20 protein-coding genes are annotated in these 21,827 nt (G+C 36.6%); 18 read left to right on the top strand and 2 right to left on the bottom strand.

Annotation, left to right across the window (positions count from 1 at the left end; all coding sequences use genetic code 11):
- The first annotated feature begins 13 nt into the window (after positions 1-13).
- The 7 genes from M992_RS01475 (at position 14) to M992_RS01445 (ending at position 6,727) form a co-directional block, all read left to right on the top strand.
- On the top strand, positions 14-2,554 hold the full coding sequence (locus tag M992_RS01475; protein ID WP_053907068.1) for an outer membrane usher protein: 2,541 nt from the start codon (positions 14-16) through the stop codon (positions 2,552-2,554).
- A gap of 79 nt (positions 2,555-2,633) precedes the next feature.
- Positions 2,634-3,398, top strand: a complete 765-nt coding sequence (locus M992_RS01470; RefSeq protein ID WP_053907067.1) for a fimbria/pilus periplasmic chaperone — start codon at positions 2,634-2,636, stop codon at positions 3,396-3,398.
- Between the two features lie 46 nt (positions 3,399-3,444).
- Complete coding sequence (locus tag M992_RS01465; protein ID WP_053907066.1) at positions 3,445-4,071, top strand: fimbrial protein; 627 nt, start codon at positions 3,445-3,447, stop codon at positions 4,069-4,071.
- 12 nt (positions 4,072-4,083) lie between these two features.
- Complete coding sequence (locus M992_RS01460) at positions 4,084-4,599, top strand: fimbrial protein (RefSeq protein ID WP_053907065.1); 516 nt, start codon at positions 4,084-4,086, stop codon at positions 4,597-4,599.
- Positions 4,600-4,694: 95 nt separating this feature from the next.
- Positions 4,695-5,123, top strand: coding sequence for a fimbrial protein (locus M992_RS01455; protein ID WP_248842476.1), 429 nt, complete (start codon positions 4,695-4,697; stop codon positions 5,121-5,123).
- Positions 5,124-5,133: 10 nt separating this feature from the next.
- A complete protein-coding gene (locus M992_RS01450; RefSeq protein ID WP_053907063.1) occupies positions 5,134-5,679 on the top strand; it encodes a fimbrial protein in 546 nt (181 codons plus the stop codon).
- Between the two features lie 28 nt (positions 5,680-5,707).
- Positions 5,708-6,727 carry a hypothetical protein gene (locus M992_RS01445; protein WP_053907062.1) on the top strand — a complete coding sequence of 340 codons (1,020 nt, stop codon included), beginning with the start codon at positions 5,708-5,710 and terminating at the stop codon, positions 6,725-6,727.
- A 375-nt stretch (positions 6,728-7,102) separates the two neighbouring features.
- Here the strand turns inward: M992_RS01445 and M992_RS01440 are convergent, their stop codons facing one another.
- On the bottom strand, positions 7,103-7,327 hold the full coding sequence (locus M992_RS01440; RefSeq protein ID WP_053907061.1) for a hypothetical protein: 225 nt from the start codon (positions 7,325-7,327) through the stop codon (positions 7,103-7,105).
- 136 nt (positions 7,328-7,463) lie between these two features.
- On the opposite strand from M992_RS01440, the gene M992_RS01435 reads away from it, so the two are divergent.
- On the top strand, positions 7,464-7,787 hold the full coding sequence (locus tag M992_RS01435; RefSeq protein WP_053907060.1) for an SDR family NAD(P)-dependent oxidoreductase: 324 nt from the start codon (positions 7,464-7,466) through the stop codon (positions 7,785-7,787).
- Between the two features lie 677 nt (positions 7,788-8,464).
- Here M992_RS01435 and M992_RS01430 read toward each other — a convergent pair.
- Complete coding sequence (locus M992_RS01430) at positions 8,465-8,677, bottom strand: SymE family type I addiction module toxin (protein WP_053907059.1); 213 nt, start codon at positions 8,675-8,677, stop codon at positions 8,465-8,467.
- Positions 8,678-9,102: 425 nt separating this feature from the next.
- Between M992_RS01430 and M992_RS01425 the strand changes: the two genes are divergently transcribed.
- The 10 genes from M992_RS01425 (at position 9,103) to M992_RS01380 (ending at position 21,821) form a co-directional block, all read left to right on the top strand.
- Positions 9,103-10,389: a nicotinamide mononucleotide deamidase-related protein YfaY gene (locus M992_RS01425; RefSeq protein WP_053907058.1), complete on the top strand. Its 1,287-nt coding sequence runs from the start codon at positions 9,103-9,105 to the stop codon at positions 10,387-10,389.
- 475 nt (positions 10,390-10,864) lie between these two features.
- The gene (locus tag M992_RS01420) at positions 10,865-11,824 is read left to right on the top strand and encodes a siderophore ABC transporter substrate-binding protein (protein WP_053907057.1); all 960 of its coding nucleotides are present in this window, start codon (positions 10,865-10,867) and stop codon (positions 11,822-11,824) included.
- 9 nt (positions 11,825-11,833) lie between these two features.
- The gene (locus M992_RS01415; protein ID WP_053907056.1) at positions 11,834-12,796 is read left to right on the top strand and encodes an ABC transporter permease; all 963 of its coding nucleotides are present in this window, start codon (positions 11,834-11,836) and stop codon (positions 12,794-12,796) included.
- Positions 12,783-13,766, top strand: coding sequence for an iron chelate uptake ABC transporter family permease subunit (locus tag M992_RS01410; protein WP_053907055.1), 984 nt, complete (start codon positions 12,783-12,785; stop codon positions 13,764-13,766). Before M992_RS01415 ends, M992_RS01410 begins: the two co-directional genes overlap by 14 nt.
- Position 13,767: 1 nt before the next feature.
- Positions 13,768-14,523, top strand: a complete 756-nt coding sequence (locus tag M992_RS01405) for an iron ABC transporter ATP-binding protein (protein ID WP_053907054.1) — start codon at positions 13,768-13,770, stop codon at positions 14,521-14,523.
- A 371-nt stretch (positions 14,524-14,894) separates the two neighbouring features.
- Entirely contained in the window at positions 14,895-16,130 is a 1,236-nt protein-coding gene (locus M992_RS01400; RefSeq protein ID WP_053907053.1) for an aromatic amino acid transport family protein, read from the top strand.
- 1,401 nt (positions 16,131-17,531) lie between these two features.
- A complete protein-coding gene (locus M992_RS01395; RefSeq protein WP_053907052.1) occupies positions 17,532-17,819 on the top strand; it encodes a helix-turn-helix domain-containing protein in 288 nt (95 codons plus the stop codon).
- 113 nt (positions 17,820-17,932) lie between these two features.
- Complete coding sequence (locus M992_RS01390) at positions 17,933-18,502, top strand: fimbrial protein (RefSeq protein WP_053907051.1); 570 nt, start codon at positions 17,933-17,935, stop codon at positions 18,500-18,502.
- An 83-nt stretch (positions 18,503-18,585) separates the two neighbouring features.
- The gene (locus M992_RS01385; protein WP_072165906.1) at positions 18,586-21,081 is read left to right on the top strand and encodes a fimbria/pilus outer membrane usher protein; all 2,496 of its coding nucleotides are present in this window, start codon (positions 18,586-18,588) and stop codon (positions 21,079-21,081) included.
- A gap of 11 nt (positions 21,082-21,092) precedes the next feature.
- Entirely contained in the window at positions 21,093-21,821 is a 729-nt protein-coding gene (locus M992_RS01380; RefSeq protein WP_053907165.1) for a fimbrial biogenesis chaperone, read from the top strand.
- The last annotated feature ends 6 nt before the right edge of the window (positions 21,822-21,827 follow it).

Genomic DNA, 21,827 nt, shown 5'->3' with positions numbered 1-21,827 from the left:
AGGGATATTTTTTATGTCTTTATCAAAGGCTACTTATTTTCGCCTTGCACTGCTATCGCTGTCCATTGCGTTTGCCTTAGATGATAGTGGAAAGGCATTTGCATCGATGTCATCAGATGTAATCCAGTTCAATACTGATGTCTTGGATGTAGAAGACAAAAAAAATATTAACCTTGATCACTTCTCCCGAGCAGGTTATATGATGCCGGGAACTTATAGCTTGGTATTAAAAGTAAATGATGATGCCCTGCCGGAAGTTAAAGTTCCGTTTTATGCTCCTGAAAATGATCCGCAAGGCAGTGTACCTTGTTTATCTCCCGACATTACACGTCAATTAGGGCTTACCCCAGATAGCTTGGACAAATTGACATGGTGGCATGATGGACAATGTGCCAATTTCAACAGTCTTCCTGGCCTTCAAGTCCGTGGTGATTTATCAACCTCATCATTATACGTGAGTATTCCACAGGCTTATATGGAATATGTTTCCCCTAATTGGGATCCTCCATCGCGTTGGGATGAAGGTATTTCGGCAATTATATTGGATTATAATATTAACGGTAATACTTATCGTCCACATAATAAAGGTCACAATACTTATACCTTAAACGGTAATGGGGTAGCCGGCGTTAACTTAGGGGCATGGCGTTTTCGTGCAGATTGGCAAGGGCGCTTAAATCATGCAACGGGTTCAGATAAAACGGTAAATCGTGATTTTCAATGGAATCGTTTTTACGCATTTCGCGCTTTACCCGCCATTGGTGCCAAGTTAATTTTGGGTGAGGATTACCTCAATTCCAATATGTTTGACTCATTTCGATTTATTGGTGCGAGCTTACGCTCAGATTTAAATATGTTACCACCAAATTTAAGAGGCTATGCACCCGAAGTGACGGGTATCGCACAATCGAACGCGACCGTTACCATTAGTCAACAAGGGCGAGTAATTTATACCGAACAAGTAGCACCAGGACCTTTTCGTATTCAAAACTTAAGTGATGCGATAAGTGGTACTTTAGACGTCAAAGTGCAAGAACAAGACGGGACGGTTCAAGAATATCAGCTTGATACAGCAAATCTACCTTACTTAACACGCCCAGGACAAATCCAATATAAGTTGGCATTAGGTCAACCTAATGATGTAAATCGTAATAAACAAGGTGATAACTTTGTCACGGGAGAATTGTCTTGGGGTATAAATAATGGTTGGTCCCTATTCAGTGGATTGATTGGCAGTAAAGATTATCAAGCTATTTCAGCCGGTCTCGGCCGTGACTTACTGGCTTTTGGTGCCTTATCGTTTGATATTACTCAATCTTTTGCGCGTTTAGCCGGTGAAAATACCATTAATGGTGGCTCTTATCGGGTAAGTTATGCAAAACGTTTTGACGCTATTGACAGCCAAATTCAATTTGCGGGTTATCGTTTCTCGGAGCGTAACTTTATGAGTATGTCAGATTTCTTGCAGGCGACGGAAACGGGTATTCGTTACGGGGGCAGTAAGGAACTGTATACCATCTCATTGAATAAAAATTTCCGTGATGTCGGTATGTCCATGTATTTGAATTATAACCACCAAACCTATTGGGACAGATCAGATAATAACTATTATAGCCTTACGTTATCCAAATACTTTGATGTTGGAGCAATTAGAAATATCAGTGTCAACTTATCGGCAAACCGCAGTATGTATAACGGGGTAACGGATGACAGTATTTATTTATCAACGTCGTTCCCGCTGAGTAATGGTGCCAATATGGGCTATTCCTTAAACAGCAGTCGCTACGATACGGTAAATCGTGTGACCTACCATGACCGTATTGATGAACGAACTAATTATCAATTAGGGGTAGGCTCAAACCGTAAAGGTGCGAGTGGAACCGCATACCTAACTCATCAAGGAGATACTGCCCGTGTATCGGGTAATGCGAGTTATGCCAATAATCAATATACCGCATTTGGGTTATCTGCAATGGGTGGTATTACACTAACGGCTAAAGGTGCGGGAATACATCGCATGAGTATGCCAGGTGGTACACGCTTAATGGTAGACACTGATGGGGTCGCTAATGTGCCAGTGAAAGGTTTTGGCGCGCCAATCACGACTAATCATTTTGGTAAAGCCATCGTTGGTGATGTAAACAGTTATTACCGTAGTAAAGCACAAATTGATTTAAATGCTCTGCCAGATGACGTAGATGCTCAACAATCGGTGGTCCAAGTAACCTTAACCGAAGGGGCGGTAGGATATCGCGAGTTTAAAGTAGTTTCAGGCCAAAAAGCCATGACAGTGCTACGTTTATCGGATGGTAGCTACCCACCGTTTGGAGCTCAAATTCTCAATGCGAAAGGTCAAAGCACCGGCATAGTAGGAGATAGTGGCAGTGCGTATATCAGTGGTATTGAGCCTAATTCACAAATGAAAATACAATGGGGTGAAGATGAAGGATGCCAAGTGTCCTTCCCTGAAAATATCGATGTCAGTAATTCATCACTATTGTTAATGTGTACTCCGTTAGCTAAAGAGATAACAGAGCAGCTTGCACAGCGTTAAAACAAGCTAGCACCGTATGGTTCCATTTTTCGGTGACGTATTGATGTTATCGATATGAAATTAAAAAGGTTATAACAGCATGAAATTAAATAAATATACCTCACTAGTGGCAGGTTTAATCGGTACGATGTTAGTGAGTCATATCGCGCAAGCCGCTATCGGCCTAGATCGTACACGGGTAATTTTTAACGGTGACCAAAAATCAATGTCACTGAATATTTCCAATAATAATAAACAATTGCCGTATTTAGCGCAGGCGTGGATTGACGATGCAGAAGGCAAAAAAATCACCTCGCCATTGGTGGTGTTACCGCCTGTTCAGCGTGTCGAGCCGGGAAAAGCGAGCCAAATAAAAATAGAAGCGCTGCCTGCGATTAGCACATTGCCACAAGATCGCGAAACCCTGTTTTACTTTAATTTGCGTGAAATACCGCCAAAAAGTGACAAACCGAATACATTGCAAATTGCCCTACAAACACGAGTGAAAATGTTTTATCGCCCGAAAGCGATTGTACCCGCAAAAATGGGTACCCCATGGCAAGAAAAATTAATATTACAAAAACAAGGTGATACAGCGCTGGTGAAAAACCCAACCCCTTATTATGTCACGTTGATTAATGTGGCAGAAAATACCAAGGCGTTGGATAGTAAAGATAAAAAAACATTTAAACCGGTAATGTTGGCACCGTTTGGTGAAAGTACATTAGGGGTGAATGCAAATACATTAGGCCAGCATCCGGTGATGACTTATATCAATGATTATGGTGGACGCCCAACCTTAACTTTCCAGTGCCAAGGTAACCAATGTCACGTGGTTCCAAACGATAAGCCCGCTACGCCGTAGACCATCACATTTGTTTTGTCTGCATCATGACGATAAGGAATAACCGATGACACACAAATTATTACATCATGCTGTCACCTCTGTGCTATTTGGCAGCGTACTTGTCTGTTCATGGGGCAGTCAGGCAGAAGATAACAACTCACGTTTATATCGTCCGGTTGATAACTGGCAGGTTGATGGTGCTAATGGAGCCTTATATGTTTCCGGTTCATTGACAGAAAGTCCTTGTCGTTTAGCCATGACCTCTGCTTATCAAGCCGTCGAACTAGGGAATACAGAAACGGCTGAGTTGAAGAAGATTGGAGATAGAGGACGTCCAACTGCTTTTCACCTTGAATTACAAGACTGTATTGAAGTATCCACCGCATTGCAAAATACACGTACTGGGCAAACCGCATGGAGTAGCACACAACCAGCGGTCAAAATTCGTTTTATCGCGCCAACCGTGCCATGGATGCCTGATTTTGCCAAAGTAATGGGTATTCAAGGAATGGGTTTAGTACTAAGTGATACTGCTGGGCAAACATTGCCATTGAATGAAAATAGTAACCCAGAACTGTTGCCGTCTGGTCAATCAACCCTGACCTACTATGTATCACCGGTACGTACAGCTTTACAGATGCAGCCGGGTGCATATTCTGCTCTTATTTCCTTTGAAATGTATTATGAATAAAGGATCGTGGTCATGAAAGGGAAAAAGCCAATAAAACGATGGGTCTGTAGCGGATGGTTAATACTGCTCGGTGCTATAGGAGGCCCTGTAAGTAGCATGGCAGGTTCAGATCAATTAGGTTTTACCGTTAAGGTACGCATTGAGCTAAAAACCTGTGATATAAATGATAACAAAACGATTGAAGTAGATTTTGGTGATATGATCATCAAGAATATTGATGGTTCAGCCTATGAGCAACCTATTGATTATACTTTAAATTGTGATGATGCGACTAACAGTACCCCACTCAAGTTACGTTTTGAAAATAATTCGGGCGCAAATTTTGATGCTGATTTATTACGTACTAGTGAGCCTAATTTAGGGCTACGAGTTAAACAAAATGGTAATGCTTTTGCATTTAATGATTGGATTAATTTCACTTACGGAAATGAACCTACACTGACTGTGGTACCTGTTACGAGAGGCTCCGAGGGAATCGATGATGGTGAGTTTTCGGCCTCGGCATTACTCACAGTGGAGTATGAATAATGAAATTTCAAATATTCAATAGGCCAAGTTATTGTGTTGTTGTCCTACTATTGCTCATGAGTACTGGAATTTCTTCCACCTACGCGTCAACTCAAGTGAACTTTAGAGGCAATTTAATTGGTAATCCACCCTGTGATATTACAGGGGATAACGATCCTATTACCGTCGATTTTGATGAAGTGGGGATTACCAAGATTGATGGCATCAATTATATGCAGGATTTTGCTTTAACCGTAACTTGTGGTAATGACCTTGGCAATAGTGTGCAACTTTATATGGGTTATGACGGTATGAATGCACCATTTGATAATGATGCAGTGCAAACTAGCTTACGAGGTTTAGGGATCCGTTTATACCATCAAGGACAAGTTGTCTCACCGAATAATGATGATATACCAATAATCATGTCCAGTGGTAGTTCGGCCATTGTTCCTCTTTCAGCTGTACCTGTCAGAGATCCAGCAATAGATTTATTTGAAGGCATATTTACTGCTACAGGTACCGTAGAAATACGGTATCCATGAGGGGAATGTGATGGCAAAGAAAAAAGTATTTCACCGTAGTGCTGCTTTATTGATATCTAGTTTACTATTTTTACCGTGGGCAGTAATGGCTGAATCATCAACAACCATTAACTACAAAGGAACATTGATTGCGTTGCCTTGTACCATAGAACCGGGTACTGAAGACCCTTGGTATTATCTAGGGGTAACACCAACAAAATCCTTGTATCGTTTTACACGTACTTCCGGCCTATTAATCACATTTGAATTGAAAGACTGTGATACATCATTGGGCAGTACCGTGAAAGCTTCTTTTTCTGGCCCAGTAAATAGTGAAGGATTACTACAGTTTACCCCAGAGAGTGAGGCAAAAGGAGCAGGTATTGGGTTGGAGTATTTAGATGGGCGCTCAATTCCGATTGATGGCACAACTGATTATGCTGTGCCATTAACCGATGGAGATATGCTGATCCGTTTAAAAGCTTATGTGCAGGGTGAGCGGCAAGCTTTAGCCAATAAAAGCTTAGTGGCTGGGGATTTTACAGCAATCATGACTTATACATTGAGTTATGAATAAATATTTCATCGAGGTTTAATTGTAAGTTATGAAAATAAAAATTCTATTTATATTATTTTTCATTTCCCCATTCATCTATGCCGCTCCTTATCCTAATGAATCCAGAGTATTTAATCTGGTAACGAGAGAAGCTAGATTAGTTTCAGGCATTACATTTGATCATGATTCAGCGGGCTTCGATGTTCAAGATGCCAATAATGTTTGGATGGGGGTGGGGCCAGATGGTAATAGTTATCAAGTTTCAACGTTGAAGTACAGTTATCGAGGCACAATTTCTTTAGATATTGATGAGTCATTTTACAATAGAATTGGAAATTGTGAAATTGATAGTCCCAGCGCTCAAATTTTTATCGGATGGACAGTAATGCAACCCGGTATTTCTGGCATTGTATATAAGGAAAATGGCGCATTGTATGATGCAGCGTTTCCAGCGGGTGTTGGTGTACAATCCCGATGGGTTGGTATGGATCTCGGAAAACCGGAATTTGTTGCAACGTTTAGTCGTCCAACCCTAGCGGCTGAAGTCTATGTTACTAACGGGCCTAGAGGGATTTATAAAATGCCTGGTAGCGGCAGAGAAGTTTATGTTCATGGGGATGGGCAAAGTCCTAACGTATTACCATATTCAGATATGTATGGGCTTTCATGTGGAGATCAGGCTATTTTATCCGTAGGTGACCCTATTCCAACTGATCCTATAGAACCGCCTACGCCTGATATTGTTTGTAACTTTGATTTTGATGACAATGTATTGAATTTAGGAACTGTTGATCAAACTTCAGCGGCTTATACTTCGGTCTCAACCAATCTTAACGGTTATTGTAATGCAGATGCCTCGGTTGATTTAGAGGTACTACCCAGTAGAATGGAAATGGGTGGATTAACGATTGAATTGATGTTTGATAATGATTCAGATGAAAAATCAGGATGGTATTTGAATGAAAACAGAAGTGATAGAACGCCGTTAAAGGCTGTTATTACTGACGTTGGCACGGTTACCCCTGGCACTTATTCTAAATCAGGTATTGTACGTATTAATTATGAGTAATCATTGATGATAAAAATCTTCCGATAATGGGAGATTTTTATCATCCTAGTTCAATCATACTTTCAGCATTATTATATTGCGGTGTTTGACGTTTTTGTTTAGCTTTAAAACATGACATCCATCATCAATTCAATCCAGAAAACTCCGTAGTCATAATCTCCATAATAAAAAACACACTACAGCGCACATGGTCTGTGGAAATAATAGATAAAAAACGTAATAAATTCCCTCATCCAGAAGATAATGGCAAAAAGATTCTTTGTAGAAAAACGATACAATCAGAATAGTGTTGTGATAATGGCTGAGAAAAAGCTCTGGGTTTTACCCTTAAAAGAGGCGGGTTTATGGGTTATTAAGGCATGCAAATAGGCTTTATTACCGCTGATGGGATATCACTAGCGCTTCGGGCTCGGTGGCAATAATTGTCGCTGCGGATTGCAGTGTTTGGGAAGTAGTACTAAATTTTAGCGTTTCACTTTGCTCTTCTGCCAAAGCGCTGAGAACGCCTATATAAATAATGTCTGGATATCCTAGATAAAATAGTCTTTTAGCCAACAAATTAATAGCAGTAATACTAATGATAAAAGTCTTCGCGCCCATATTCTATGGCTAACTGCACTTTTCTACGTTTACCTTTCTAAGTTTACCTTTCTAAGTTTATCTTTCTAAGTTTAGCCTCATTGATTTCTAGTTAAAATAAAGCGCCGTTTCAATTAATTTTAATGAGGTGAAAATCATGATCCTTAATTCATTCAAATTAGACGGCAAAGTGGCGATTGTTACTGGATGTGATATCGGTTTAGGCCAAGGTATGGCGTTGGGATTAGCAAACGCGGGTTGTGATATCGTGGCTGTGAATATTACTGAACCAGTAGAGACGAAACAAAAAATTGAAAAATTAGGCCGGCGTTTTCTGGATATCCGCGCAAACTTAATGCGTCAGAAAGAAATCGCAGGAATTATTGAGCAAACCGTTGCTGCCTTTGGTCAGATAGAGATTTTAGTCAACAATACTGGAATTACTGTGAATAAATCGATCATTATTATTGCCAATGATTAAGCGTCAGTTAAGCTAGTAGGGAGACCTTTTGATCAAAAGAATTATTTGAATTTTTGATCCTCAACGTTAAATAGCGTGTGCTTCAAGGCATAGAATAGGTAGCAATAAACCCATTTAATGCTTACGGCCGTTGTTGCGCTGTTAGGCTGTTATCAATATTAAGACAAAACAGTTATTAAGACTAAATAGCCTTTAGGCTGTATTTCATTCGTTAAATATTCTATCCGTTATTCTCGCATCCATTAACTCAGCGCGAGCGTCGAATCGCTAAAATAGTATACTTTTTTATCTAAATATACCGATCCCGAAGGAGAGGAGGGAGCGTATATAGTTTAATAATATAGTGTAATAATATGGTGCAATAAATAGGCGCTTAATTATAAGCATTCGACTAATCAGATGTTAGCTTCTTAGAATTAATAGTATTAAGCGCCAACTTATAATAGTATATAATTTAGCCTAACTAGGCAGGTGCTGTCTGAGCTAGTCTAAATAGAACTATTCATTGAGTTAAACCAACACATTGTATAGGAAGTATAACTATATTCATTTATACTGCTAGTAACTACTTCTGATAACAAAGAAAATTAATCTACTAGTTATTTAACTCATTATTTGAATATAAATATTTAGTAATTATTACTCTATAAAATAGAATCAGGATATTAATTTGATATTTACTCTAATTCAACTCGTTGAATAATTAATTGGCCCATTTCTAAGCTTATCTTTATGGGGGTACCAATAGTAAAACCTAAGGTAGCTAACCATTTTCCGCTTAGAATTAGTTGAGGCTTTTTATTCGGTTCACCTTGATTAGGTAGATAGCCTATTTTATAGTGCCGCTGTTTGGATGAAAGTTCCTCTATGGTTAAATCTATTTTATTCATGGCATTTTTCTCTTATAAATAATGTGACTAAATGAGTTTATCTTATTGTTCTATTTATGCGTGTTAATTATATTTATTATTTGATGCATATATTGATTCTATTGAATTTATAATTATTTTATCTTCATTTATAATTATTTTTCATTGTTAGTATATAACTAAAATAATATTATAAATCATGTTTTTGTTTTATTCTTGCTTTTGTTCCCAAATAAAAAGTTAAATATATGTAACTGATTTTATTTTTGCGGGAACACTCACAATAGATGCAATTATTTAATTTATTAAAAGTATAAAAATATTAATATCCTAATTGGAGAACGGAAAAATAATAAATATAAATTAACTACATTTTTATTTTAGAGAGCATGATAATAAGATAGCTTATTATAGGTCAGATAATATAAATCAATAGGAGTTACTCTATGCTCGTGATCGAAATGTTAAGTACCGGAGATGAAGTGCTGCATGGACAAATCATTGATACCAATGCCGCTTGGCTAGCAGACTGTTTTTTTCAGCAGGGGATCCCTTTAAGCAGTAGAACAACAGTAGGTGACAGTTTAGACAGCTTAGTTCGTGTATTGCTTGAGCGTAGTTATCATGCAGATGTACTAATTATCAATGGTGGGCTTGGGCCAACAAGTGATGACTTGAGTGCCTTAGCGGCGGCTACCGCTGCTGGTGTGCCTCTCATTGAACATCAAGAGTGGATTACGATAATGGAGGATTATTTCACTTCCCGTGGGAGAACGATGGCAGAAAGCAATCGTAAGCAGGCAATGCTACCACAACACGCTGAATTAATTGATAATCCTGTGGGTACAGCTTGTGGTTTTTGTTTATTGATTAATGATTGTTGGCTATTTTTTACGCCCGGTGTTCCTTCTGAGTTTAAGGTGATGGTCACAGAACAGATCATACCGCGTTTACGTCGGCGTTATATATTACCTGAACCACCGGTATGTTTACGACTCACTTGCTTTGGGCGCAGTGAAAGTAGTTTAGCGCAGCAATTTGATAGTTTAACTCTGCCAACAGATTGTGTTATGGGCTATCGCTCCTCTGCGCCTATCATTGAATTGAAACTCACTGGACCGGCAGTACAACAACAAGAGATGAAAAAAATTTGGCAGAAGATTAAAGCTGAGGTTGGTGATAACTGTGTATTTGAAGGTACAGAAGGATTAGCCTCAGTTATTGGTCACATGCTTATAAGCCAGCAATTGCAGGTGGCGGTAAGTGAATATTTTAGCCAAGGATTACTGAGTTGGACGTTAAAATCGGCTGCGGTTCCTTTTAAAGGTGGAGAGATTATTGGGGAGGATATTAGCGATCAAGATGGAGTTTATAACTATAGCGAGCAAAAAGGTTCTATCAATAGTGACGTGATGATTAAGGATAAAAAAGCTTGTCAAGAATCACAGTTATTAATGTTATTGGCTCGAGCTCAGAATATTGCTATTAATCATCATGCTAGTATTGGTTTAGCCATCGGCGATTATGCTCATGGATGCTTATCATTGGCGCTATATACTCCGGAAAAAGCGTATGCGCAGCAAGTGCGTTATATGCCACAAAACCACAGCAAGAAAACTCAGCAAGACGTCAGTGTAATGTTGTTATTAGATATGTTATCTCGCTGGTTAACTCAGCGCGAGGTTTTTGGAAATTATGAATGGCTGATGCGAACCGAGACATTAGTAGTTTAGGCCTGAGAGATCATAGGCTTATTCGTTAAGCCTTATTATTACGTTAATCATTGCATAAATTAGAGGGCTAAGCATAGTAGCTGAACATAGGTGTATTAGCCTACTATCTAGCTATTAGTCTATAGATGTAGTTGTTTATTTTTACCTCAATCGAATTGAATGCAAATGTAAATTAATATCATTTGTGATAACTAAAAGGTAATATACGCTATGCATAGTTCAAATGACCGACAATGATTTCTAGATGACTGATGAGAATGGTTATAGAAATCCACTTATAGCTTACCGCTCATAGCTATTGAATATTGAGTATCAGCTCTTTTTAAGTCATCGCATTGTGGTTTGGTCAACTGAACACTTGTTACTCAAGTGGCTTAGATAGATGCAGATAAAATATAAGTCACTCAGCTGTTTTAACCATGAAACCGTTGATAATTTTTATTATCGGTATGTCAAGATAGATTGAGGAAATCAGATGTTCGCCAAATCATTAGTTTCAGGTTTTATATTGCTATCAGCTTGGATATTGACCGGTTGTGACGATCCTAAAAATGCTATAGAAACTGCCCCAGCGGCAGAGAAACAGGTAATCACTATCGAACATGCACAGGGTAAAACAGAGATCCCTCGTCATCCTAAAAAAGTGATAGTAATGAATATGGAAACATTGGATATCATGGATGCATTAGGTGCGCCGGTGGCTGGCATTCCACAAACTAACGTACGATTACCTCAATTTTTATCTCAATATACCACCAGTGATTATATTAATGCGGGTACATTGTTTGAGCCAGCATACGAAACACTGAGTAATGCACAACCAGATCTAATTCTGGGTGGCGGCCGTTCGCGTGATGCGTACGATAAATTAAGTGGTGTAGCACCGACCATATCCATGGATATCGATAATAAAAATTTCGTCAAGAGTTTGACTGAGCGTACAACACAGTTAGGCATGATTTTTGGTAAAGAGAAACAAGCAGAAGACGTTATAAATGCATTTAATGCAAAAATAAACACTATAAAACAAAAAACGCCTAATGCGGGTAAGGCGATGGTGATCTTGGTCAGTGGTGGCAAAATTTCAGCCTATGGCCCGGGTTCACGCTTTGGATTTTTATTTGATGAATTAGGATTCGAACCTGCATATGTATTTGCTGAAACAGGAACGCATGGAAATATAGTGAATGCCGAACTACTACTAAAATTAAATCCAGATTGGTTGTTTGTGATAGACCGTGATAGTGCAATAGGTCGATCTGAAGCTCAGCCTGCACAGCAAATTCTAGATAATGCATTAGTGAGAAAAACCTCTGCTTGGAAGAACGATCAAGTCGTTTATTTAGATCCAACGGCAGTTTATATTGCGGGTGGAGTACAGACTTATTCTCAATTGATGGATGATATTAATAACGCATTAGAGCGAAATAAATAAAATAAGCTTATGAAAACGTTTTATTTATTTTTTGGCATTATTGGCCTATTAATATTAGCGCTGATAAGTTTATTTATAGGAGCGGGTGATGTTTCACCCGTTGATCTATTTACTGATCCTGAAATGCAGGATATCTTTTTTATCAGCCGTATCCCCCGAACTGTGTCTTTGATCTTAGCCGGTAGTGCTATGAGTGTTGCTGGGTTGATCATGCAGCTATTGACCCAAAATAGGTTTGTTGAACCCTCTTTAGCTGGAACCACACAATCTGCCAGCTTAGGGTTATTATTGGTGATGGTACTATTTCCTGCGGCCAGTATTATGACCAAGATGATAGTGGCCAGTCTGTTTGCTTTAATGGGCACTATGTTATTTATGCTGTTATTGCGTCGCGTCATTTTAAAATCAGCGTTAATTGTTCCGTTAGTGGGAATTATGTTAGGTGCGGTGATTAGTGCGTTGACGTTATTTACAGCTTTTTATTTTGATTTATTACAATCTCTTGGCGCTTGGATGAGCGGTGATTTTTCCAGTATTTTGCAAGGTCGATACGAATTATTATGGTTGGTTGGGTTGCTTACCTTAATCGCTTGTTGGATTGCGGATAGTTTTACTGTTGCTGGAATGGGGCGTGAATTCGCCATTAATGTAGGCCTGAATTACCGTAAGGTGATGACTATTGGATTATCTATTATAGCCTTAATTAGTGGTGTTGTGGTGGTAGTTGTTGGCGCCTTACCTTTCTTAGGTCTGATTGTTCCTAATCTGATTAGCTTAGTGATGGGCGATAATATACGCAAAACGTTGCCATGGATTTGCCTGGCGGGGGGAGGCCTAGTACTGCTGTGCGATATTATTGGTCGTCTAGTTCGCTATCCATTTGAGATCCCTGCCAGTGTTATTCTTGGTGCTTTAGGCGCGGTTATTTTTCTCTTCTTATTATTAAAGCAACAACGTCATGCAAAAAGTTAATATATTAGCTGTATTTCATAAAAAAAATATTAGTCCAAAGCAGCGGATAGGCATCTTATTGGTTTGTGCGATAGTGGCGATAGTCCTTTTTATGACCATTAATCTGGGCAATAATTTAGCTTATATTTTGCCACATCGTGGATATATTGTATTAACGATGATCTTGGTGGCTTTTGCTTCTGGAGTGTCGACAGTATTGTTTCAGACTATAGCTAATAATAAAATATTAACGCCTTCTATTATGGGATTAGAGGCTTTATTTGTTTTATTGCAAACTGTATTTATTTTTTATACCGACAGCTTCTCAGCTTCATGGGCGCTGAATATCGGTAAGTTTATGCTCGAATCTTCATTATTAGTTTTGTTCTCCGTATTGTTATATCGCTGGTTATTTATTTCAGCAAAATTAAATATCAACATGGTACTAATGATAGGAATTATCCTCGGAACATTATTTCGTAGTACTGCAACGTTGTTGCAGCGTTTGATGGATCCGAATGAGTTTTCAATTTTACAAGGTCGTATGTTTGCTACTTTTACGCGAGCAGCGCCTGAGCTCATTTTATTTACGTTGATCATTACCATAGTGGTAGGTGTTTTATTATGGCGGATGCGCTATTGCTTTGATGTTTTGGCATTGGGGCAGGCTAACGCAATTAATTTAGGCATCAATTATCGGCAACAAATTACAGTTATTTTATTACTCATTTCTATTTTAGTTGCTATTTCTACTGCCTTGGTGGGGCCATTAACGTTTCTTGGTCTTATGGTTGCTAATTTAGCCTATTTTATTAGCGGCAGTAGTCAGCATCGATATCTTCTTCCTGTGTCTTTTTTATTGGGCGTTATTGCGTTAATTGGCGGTCAGTTAATTCTTGAATATGGTCTACATATGGCAGGAACCTTATCGGTAGTTATTGAGTTTATCGGTGGGATATTCTTTATCTATATGGTATTAAAAAGGTTTTAGTATGATTGAAATTAATCAGATATCGAAAAGTTATCAAGATACTAAAGTCTTAGATAACATCACTACGACGATTAAAAAGGGAGGGATCACTTCTATTATTGGTCCGAATGGGGCAGGGAAATCAACGTTATTATCGATTATTGGCCGTTTATTAATGGCAGATGCTGGCTTTGTTAAAGTTAATGACTTTGATGTAGTTACCACGGCCAGTGATAAATTAGCGACTTGTTTGTCCGTATTACGTCAAGAAAATCAATTTGCTAGCCGTTTAACCGTTGAAGAATTAGTTGGATTTGGGCGTTATCCGTATACCAAAGGTCGTTTAAATATTGAAGATAAACAAAAAATTGATGAATCACTGTCATTTTTAAATTTGACCGAACTACGATATCGCTATTTAGATGAGTTATCTGGTGGACAGCGCCAGCGTGCATATGTGGCCATGGTGCTTTGTCAGAATACGCAATATGTTCTCTTAGATGAGCCTCTTAATAATCTTGATATGAAGCATGCGGTGATAATGATGAAATTATTACGTCGAGCAGCTGACGAGTTAGGTAAAACAATTATTTTGGTTATTCATGATATTAATTTTGCCTCAGTATATTCTGACCAAATTATCGCCATGAAATCAGGGAAATTATCTTACCACGGTACGCCAAGACAGATCATGAAGTCTGAGATTATTGAAGATATTTTCGATACTCCCGTCGATGTCAGGGAATTAAATAATGATTTGATTGCATTGTATTATTAAATTTAGAGCATCTAAAAATGATGCCAATTCGTTGGTATCATTTTTTTACGATTATTTATCTGTTTATTCTTTTTTATTGAGTTAGAGATGGTATTTTATAAAAAAATTTAAAATAGCTGTTTATATTGATTATTATTAGAAATTAATTAATCAATTGATTTAACTTTTGGATTAAATAATAGCAAAAAATTATAAACTATAAAAAATACAATCTGTTATATTTTTTTCGAAAAGATTACTATTAATATATTTTTGAGAGCTAAGCCAGAAATCTATTATAAATATTCATATTTATCTGTGCTATTGATTCGAATTGTTGCAGAATCGCCCAATCTTTTTTAGAACCTAAACTAATATTAATATAGAGCGATATGAAAACGATAAATAAGCCAGTAAAGAAGTGGACTTATCAGGATTTTACATGGGTACTGTCTCTCTTTGGAACCGCTGTTGGTGCGGGTGTACTTTTCTTACCTATTAAAGCGGGAGCAGGTGGTTTTTGGCCGTTAGTTATTTTGGCTTTGCTGGCTACACCGATGATTTGGTTGGCGCATAAAGGATTGGCTAGATTTGTATTATCTGCTAAAAATTCTAATGCAGATATTACTGATACTGTGGAAGAGCATTTTGGTAAAGTTGGAGCAAATATCATCACATTTGCTTATTTCTTTGCTATTTATCCTATCGTATTAATCTATGGTGTAGGGATCACTAATACCGTTGATTCATTTTTAGTTAACCAAGTTGGTTTAGACCCATTACCTCGCTGGTTGTTATCTGGTGTGTTAATCTCAGCGATGACAGCTGGGGTTATTTTTGGTCGCGAGTTAATGCTGAAAGTTACCTCTATGATGGTTTATCCATTAGTTTTTATTCTATTAGCATTGTCTTTGTACCTCATTCCTGAATGGAATACTTCGATGGTGGAAGTGACACCTGATTGGAGCACATTACCTGTTATTGTCTGGATGGCTATTCCATTAATTGTATTCTCATTTAATCACAGCCCGATTATTAGTCAGTTTACAAAAGATCATCGTCAAATGTTTGGCGATCAAGCGGTGATTAAAACTGATATGATCACTGGCGGAGCTGCGATGATGCTGACAGGCTTTGTAATGTTCTTTGTTTTCTCCGTAGTTTTATCATTAACGCCTGAACAGTTGATCGCAGCAAAGGAACAAAATATCAGTGTTCTTTCTTATATTGCTAATGTCCACGCCTCACCAATTGTTATTTATTTAGGCCCGATTATTGCCTTTGCCGCAATTGTTTCAAGTTATTTTGGACACTTCCTCGGAGCGCATGAAGGTTTAGTGGGACTGGTTAAATCTCATTCTTCAGCTTCAGTGAGTAAAATCCAAAAAGGCTCTATGATATTTATCGTCCTAACAACCTGGTTTGTTGCAATTAAAAATCCAAGTATTCTCGATATGATTGAAACTATGGGAGCACCGATGATTGCGGCAATTCTATTTATTTTACCAGTATTTGCTATGCGTAAGGTGCCTGCAATGGCGAAGTTTAGAACTTCGACATTCGCTCAAATATTTACGGTTATATGTGGATTAGCGTCTATTACCTCTGTAATTTATGGTGCTTTATAAGTTTATAGTAAGTGTATATTTTGTGTGACACATATCTGCGGATAGCTGAATTGATATGATAAGAAGATAAATATATGAGCCCCTAAACAGATTTGATTATTGTTTAGGGGCTTTTTAGTATCTTTTAATAGGCTTACTCTAATGAGTCATCTTTATTTGATGCTCTTCTTGTTTCACTATTCGTTAACATACTAAAATTTAACGGATAATTTTTTTGTTTTTATTTTGATACATTATATTAACTTTAATGTATTATATTTAACATTATGGAGTTAATTGATTATTAGAAACGATCTATATTTTTATATAAGTATGTAACATTTTTTTAAGATTTTACTTATTTAACTTGTATTAAAAATAGTCTAGCGGATTAGTTTTTTATGTCATATAATTTATGTGAGTTATTATTGTTTTATGGGATTATAATCGAATTGAGAATTAAATATTTATAAATTATCTATGAAGAACTGTTATTTTTTTGTTTTATTATTAAAGATAAATAGAAAAGTAATCACATATAGATTATCAAATTTACATTTTGAAATCTTTTATGAAGAATAATTACAATTGTATCTTACTGAAATAAAACAATAAAAAATTTCAGTTGATTTTCAAAAATTAAATTAATCTTTTGATTTAGCATAAGTAATTTGTTGTTTAAGCCGTTAAATAAGGTTTCTAACCTAAAGTCTATATTTAATACGTATTTTTACTCATTATTTGGGTTTGATTTTTTATCACCTTTATTGAAGCGTTATCTTTTACTTTTATACAAATAAGTAGCTATAAATTTTTATATAATTAAATAAAAGTGCGTAGTTTTATTTTAACCATTACCAGTAGTAATAGTAGTATAGAGTTTATAGCTAGTTTTCATCAAATGTTATCAATCATCAATAAAAATTATATTCATATAAATCAATAAGATATTTTTTCAATTCCTTTTTTACTCCTTTTTTAAGTAAATACCCTGAGTAACCTGATATATTCCATACTGTCAGTAATTGATGCTCAAAATTAAATCATTAATTATCAAATGGTTATATTTTTCTTTGGATAGTCTATTTATTAGATAACCGTCTTTTTTATTTATACTAAGTATATTTTTAGATATCCCCAATCGATGATCTATTTTTGATAGTCCAGGCCTAACATTAGATGATAAATCTATCGATATAAACAGTTTTACATTCAAAGATTAAAATCTATAATCAAATTAAATTGATTCAGACGGGTATTTTTAATATTAAATAAATTCAATGTTAATAACATGTGAATATGATTTCATATTCATACAAATAAAAATTTATTTTATTTAGGCTTCTTTTCATAAATTATATTTTTATGGGGCGTCTTATTTTTAATTAAATTTATCAGTTTATTAACTCAGGCTACGTAATTATGAAAAATATAAATAAATATGTAGGTAGAAAAATTAGATTGCGTAGAAAAGAGCTCGGATTTTCTGGAGTTCAGTTGGCTAATATTATCGGAATGAGTCAACAGCAAGTCTCACGCTATGAGCGTGGAGAGTGTTCTATTACCTTAGAAGGTTTATTTGTTTTAGCTAATGCCTTAGATACAACGATGAATTATTTACTGTGTGAAAATGAATTATCGTTAGAAAAAGATGATTTATTGGAAAAGAAAAAAAGTAAAGATGTTAGTTTTTATATGAATATAATTTAGTTGTCTATTATATATTTATATTAATTATTCTCAGTTTATTTAATAACATCTGTTAGTTATGTTGTTATTAGATATTAAATACGTTAGTTGTCTTTCTACAATAGGAAAATAATATGAAATTCTCTAAAATTGCTTTGGCTGCGATTATTGCATCTTCTTTCTCTACCGTTGCTGCTAATGCTGCAACTGTTGACCAAGGAACTGGTGTAATTAACTTTACTGGTAAAGTTATTAATGCGCCTTGCTCATTACCAGGTGATGGTACTGTTAATGTTGACTTAGGACAAGTTGCAAATAAAGTATTAGAAACAGGCAATAAATATAGCCAAAGCGTTCAATATAATATTGCTCTAGAAAACTGTGACTTAGCTGAAGTTCCAGGGGTTGGTGAAGGTGCTGATCCTTTATTCCCAGCAGTAAGCAAAGTTAAAGTTACTTTCTCTGGTACACCAGATGCAGATAAAACTGATTTATTAGTTAATACTGGTACTTCTCGTGGTGTTGGCGTTCGTTTAATTAATGCGGATGGTAATACTATGGCTGTGGGTGGAACAAGTATTGAGATCCCATTAGTTGATGGTCCAAATAAATTAGCATTTAGTGCACGTGTTGAAGCTAATGGTAAAAAAGTTGAAACTGGTAGCATTATTGCTCAAGCAACTTATGCTCTGAACTATTTATAAGATTAGTAAGCTGAATAACAGGCAATATATATTGCCTGTTATTTCTTTGTTTTGTTCCTGCATTTTCTTTATCAGGGCTTATTATGCTATTTATACATCGTGCTAAATTGATAAATACAAGTATGGTTTTATCGGCATTGATGTTGGCATCTATGCCGATAAAAGCAGTTGAGTTTAATATTAATATTATCGATGCCAAGGATAGAGATAATATCGATTTAACTCAATTTTCTAATCCTGATTATATTCCAGCGGGTGAATATCTTTCTGATATTACTCTTAATGGACGCAAACTTTCAGGTCAATATTTAATTCGCTTTATTGAAGATTCAGATGGTGAAACATCGCCTTGTATTACACCTGAAATTGTTAAATTATTTGATCTTAAACCCGAAATAGAAAAAGAATTTCCAGTTTGGAATGACGGTCAATGTGTAAATTTAACCGAGAAAGAAGGGATACAGATCCGTTTCGATAAAGCCTCGCAGAGTATTCTTTTTTCTATACCTCAGGCATGGTTAGAATATGATGATCCTTATTGGGTTCCACCATCACAGTGGGATAATGGGATTACAGGTTTTATTCTTGATTACAATTTATTTCTTAATTACCTTGCGCCTAAAAATAGCAGCGAGACATTTAGTGCGAGCAGTAATGGGACTGCGGGGGTTAATTTAGGCGCTTGGCGTTTTCGCGCTGATTATCAGTATCAATATAATCGTTCTAATACGGTGACTAACCAACGGTTCGATTGGACACAAATTTATGCTTTTAGAGCCTTGCCTAAAATAGGGTCTAAAATTTTACTGGGTGAATCCTATTTAAAAACGGATGTTTTTGAAAGTTTCCGTTTTTTGGGAGCTACATTATTTAGCGATAATAGAATGTTACCGCCTTCACTTCGTGGTTATGCACCTCAGGTGACTGGTATCGCTAAGACCAATGCCACCGTTGTTATCTCACAGCATGGTCGAATTATTAAACAAACTAAAGTCGCTCCCGGTCCGTTTTTGATACAAGATATCACTGACGCTGTTCAAGGGACGTTAGATGTTACTATTGAAGAAGAAGATGGTTCAAAAGTAAATTATCAAATTACAGCTGCTTCATTACCTTTTTTAACTCGACAAGGGCAGTTGTTGTATAAACTGACATTAGGAAAAACTGATCCTTTTGGCCGTTCGAATAAACATGATCCGCGATTTATGGCTGCGGAAGCTTCGTATGGGATATTAAGTAATACCTCATTATTTGGTGGATTGATTGCGACTATAGATAATGATAAATACCGTGCGATTAATTTAGGTATTGGTCAAAATATGAATAATTTTGGCGCCATGTCATTTGATATAACTCGGACGCAAGCCAAGTTTAGCCAATATGGAAATTATTCAGGTAACAGTTATCGATTAAATTATTCGAAGCGTTTTGAATCTACACGATCGCAACTGACATTTGCGGGATATAAATTCTCCGAGAAAGAATTTATTACCATGCCGCAATATATCGATGGACTTAATGGTCAGTTAGATATGCGTCGAGATAAAAACGTTTATACGGCATCATTTAATCAATATATCGATCCACTGGATATTACGCTATATCTCAATGCATCTCATCATCAATATTGGGATAACGACTCCAGCACTAGCTTTGGTTTAAGCTTGAGTAAAATATTTAATTTAGGAAATATTCGTAATATATCAGCCACATTATCGGCTAACAGGATTAAATACCGAGAAACCGACGACAACCAGCTATATTTTTCTCTTTCTTTACCAATAGAAGGTGGCAGTTCGGTGAGTTACGATGCTCAATATTCTGATGGCGGTAAAACAGTCGGTCAGTCAGTCGCCTATTACAGTAAAAATATTGATAATAGTTATTGGAGTCTTCGTGCCGGTGGTGATAAACGTGAATTAGGTCGTGGTGAACCGAATATTAGTGGTAATTATCAATACTCCTCAGCTTATGGGGTGTTGAATGTTAATGGCGCTGAAAATACTAATTCCTACCGTGCATTGGGCGGAAGTTGGTATGGCTCGATGACAATGACTAAATACGGTGCCGCATTGCACCGAAATGCGACTAATAATGAGCCGCGAATAATGGTGGATAGTGATGGTGTTGGTGGTATATCGATCAATAATAACGAATCTGTGACTAATAAGTTTGGTATCGGTGTCGCGACGAGTCTGAATAGCTTTACTAACTCAGATGTTTATATCGATATGAATACTCTGCCTGATGATATCGATATTAGCGATAATATGATTGCCAAAACTTTGACGGAAGGTGCGATTGGCTATCAAAAAATCAATGCTAATCAAGGGCGACGTATTCTTGCTGTTATTCGATTAGCCAATGGAAAATATCCTCCATTAGGAACTAGTGTTATTGAAAAAGAGTCAGGAAGAGAAGTGGGTATTATTGGTGAGAATGGCATTGTTTATTTAACCGGTATTAACCATGATAATAATTATATTATTAAATGGAATAATCAACAGAATCAGTGTCAGCTCAATATTGCTGAATTAGCCAACAACATGGATTCTAAATTGTTAATCCCTTGTAATTAATGGAAAAGATTATGCATCATAAAAATATAGCTACTTTTTTGCTGTCCTGTTTATTGTTGACCTCACAATATGCGACAGCAGCAATTAATATTGATCGCACAAGGATTATTTTTCCGGGAAAAGATAAGTCCGTAAGTTTAGTGATTAATAATCAAAGTAAAACATCACCTTATTTAGCGCAATCATGGATTGAAAATAGCGAAGGAAAAAAGGTCTCTGAACCTTTTACCGTGCTACCTCCGATGCAGCGAGTTGAACCTGGCGTTAAAAATCAGATTAAAATAATTAAAACAGAAGGGATTAATCAATTACCTCAAGATAGAGAATCTCTATTTTATTTAAATGTACGTGAGATACCCCCTACATCTGAAAAAGAAAATGTCGTACAAATTGCTATTCAGAGTCGTTTAAAAATGTTTTATCGACCAGCAACGATTATTAATGATAGTGATAAAGTCTGGGCTAAGGATTTAAAGATTAGTCGTACTGGTAGTAAATTAACATTAGATAACCCGTCTAAGTTTTATATTACACTCGGTTATTTAAGCAATAATGAAAAAGGTAATTTTCCAGGATTTGACAGTGTGATGATTTCTCCGTTATCTCAAGAAACAGTCACTGTTCCAACATCACCGTTTGCTAAATTATACCTTGGTTATATGGATGATTATGGCGGACTGAAAATGCTTACTTATAACTGTACTGCAGTTACGTGTCAGTTATCTGCAGAAAATAAATAGGATGTG

The sequence above is a fragment of the Moellerella wisconsensis ATCC 35017 genome (genome assembly GCF_001294465.1).
Lineage (GTDB): Bacteria > Pseudomonadota > Gammaproteobacteria > Enterobacterales > Enterobacteriaceae > Moellerella > Moellerella wisconsensis.
This window is presented reverse-complemented; position numbering and strand designations above follow the sequence as displayed.